The sequence below is a fragment of the Streptomyces sp. PA03-6a genome (assembly GCF_033792765.1).
Classification (GTDB): Bacteria; Actinomycetota; Actinomycetes; order Streptomycetales; family Streptomycetaceae; genus Actinacidiphila.
Genome location: NZ_JARAVK010000516.1, coordinates 1 through 2,176 on the forward strand (window position 1 = coordinate 1; position 2,176 = coordinate 2,176).

2 protein-coding genes are annotated in these 2,176 nt (G+C 68.9%); one reads left to right on the forward strand and one right to left on the reverse strand.

What is annotated here, in order from left to right:
- Positions 1 to 179: 179 nt before the first annotated feature.
- Complete coding sequence (locus tag PV350_RS46210) at positions 180 to 431, forward strand: hypothetical protein (protein WP_500339262.1); 252 nt, start codon at positions 180 to 182, stop codon at positions 429 to 431.
- A gap of 87 nt (positions 432 to 518) precedes the next feature.
- Here the strand turns inward: PV350_RS46210 and PV350_RS46215 are convergent, their stop codons facing one another.
- Positions 519 to 2,111: an ISL3 family transposase gene (locus PV350_RS46215; RefSeq protein ID WP_500339263.1), complete on the reverse strand. Its 1,593-nt coding sequence runs from the start codon at positions 2,109 to 2,111 to the stop codon at positions 519 to 521.
- Positions 2,112 to 2,176: the final 65 nt, after the last annotated feature.

A 2,176-nucleotide genomic window follows, 5' to 3' on the forward strand; every position in this document is an offset into this window, starting at 1 on the left:
CGGTCGTGGCTGGTGTTGTGACGCCCCGGGGACAGCCAGAGCAATCTAGTGTCCCCTTGAACGCCGCCCCAAGGCAGAATGAGCGCATGGCGACTTGAAGAGCACGGGCCGGACGGAAGTCCTGGCGCAAGAGGGGAAACGGCTGGTCCGTCGGCGACGGTGGCCGCTGGATCTGCGTTGTGTGCCACGAGCCTGTCCGTTCCTACCAGTACCGCTTCCATCCGCCCGAGTCCTCCAGCTTCGAGCGCTGCATCGGGTTTGCCTGGTGCTCGGGGTGCCGGATCTACTCGGGCAACATGGTCTACGTTCCTCGCAAGCGGGTTCTGGTCGACGCCCTTGCCTCGCTACCTGCCGATGACCGCGACCAATTGCTCCGCAAGGAGCCCGCACTGATCGACTATCTCGACAGCCAAGGCCTCGGCCAGCACTGACCCGAGCCTCATGCCGAGCCGCCGTGCTCGGCGCCATCACCGGCCAGCCCCGACGCGTGAGCCGCCACGCCACCACGACCAGCGGTCTCATCCTGCGTGGAGGACTCGCTTCCGAAGGAGATCGAAGCTGGCTCGGCCGAACATCTGGCGCTTGATCATCTTGATCTTGTTGTTGTGGCCCTCGACCGCGCCCGAGCTGTAGCTCAGGCTGAGGCCGGCGACGACGGCATCGAGGTCCTGCAGGAGGCCGGTGGCGAAGCTTCGAAGGGCTGGGACCTGGTCCTGCTGGACCCGCGTGATCCACTCCTTGAGCTCCCCGCCGCGGCGGTCGTTCATCAGCTCGGCGAAGGCCCTGACGTGCTCGGCGGTAGTGGCGAGCGCCGGGACGCGAGCCAGGATCTCCTTGAGCCGTTGGGTGGTTTCGGTGGACATGCGGTCGGGATGGCGGGTGATCCAGCTGGTCACGTCGCGCACGGACGGCTTGCGGCGGGGCGGGTCCTGGTGCGGGAACGTCTCCCTCAACCGGCGCACGTAGACGCGGACGATCTGCTCCTGGCCAGGGAATCCTCGCTGCCGGATCTCCTCGAACAGGCGCCGAGCGATGGTATGGCCCTCGGTGAACCGCTGGTGGAGGTAGGGCTTGTAGGGGTCGAGAACGCTGGTGCGTCCGGTCCAGCGGCCGACCAGCAGCTCATCCGGGTCGTTCGCGTCGGCCAGTCGGCGAACTGTGTTGCGGGCCATGCCCAGCCGTCGGCCGATGGCGCGCAGGCTGAATCCGTCCTCCACGAGCGCGTGGACGGCGGCGTGTTGTTCGCGGACCCGGTCGGACAGCCGGCCGGTCCGGCGAGGCTCGGAGCTGACGGCCGCCAAGCCGACAGCCGGAGCCGGCTCGGCCGGAGGGGCCGGTTCGGGCAGCAGAGCACGGTGCTGCAGCACGGTCTTCTCCACCGCATCGGCGAGGTTCTGCCACAGGTGGAACCGGTCGGCAACGTGGATTGCGTCCGGGGCGCCGAGCCGGACGGCTTCGGCATAGGAGGCTGACCGGTCGCGGCAGACGACCTTCACCCCTGGGTGGTCGGCCAGCCAGGACCGGACGGTCTCGACCGTGCGGTCGGGCAGCAGATCGACTGCGCGACTGGTCTCGATGTCGACCAGGATCGTCGCGTAGACGTGGCCCTTGCGCAGGGCGAACTCGTCGACGCCCAGAACGCGCGGCACCGCGTGCGCCGGATCCGGCAGGGCGCGTATCAGCCGCAGGAGCGTGGAACGGCTCACCGGGACCGCGAAGGTCTCAGCCAGGCGAGAGCCGGCCCGGCCCGCCAGGGCAAGGGCGAGCTGCTGCAGCGCGGTCTGCAGGCCCTGGCTCCGCCGCCCGTGACGGAAGGCCAGCCCCGTTGCCTGCTCGACGAACGTAGCTCGGGGGCACGCTCGTTCACGGCAGCGGAACCGGCGGACCCGTAACTCGACTACCACCCGACGCCCGCCCGCCGCACTGTCGTCCAACCGCCGCACGTAGCTGCTGTGCACCCGGGCCGAGACGGTTCCACACGACGGACAGCCTGCCTCGTCGCCGGTCGTGGCGGCGTGGACGGTCACGCGGTCGGCGCGGATGGTCAGGGTGTTGACCGCGACGTCGCAGGTCCGGTGAAGCCAGAGGTCTTGGAGGAGATCGTCAGCCACGACCGTTCATGATCGCGGTTCCGGTGACGCTCCGTGGCTCCAGCACGGAAAGTGATCCAGAACCA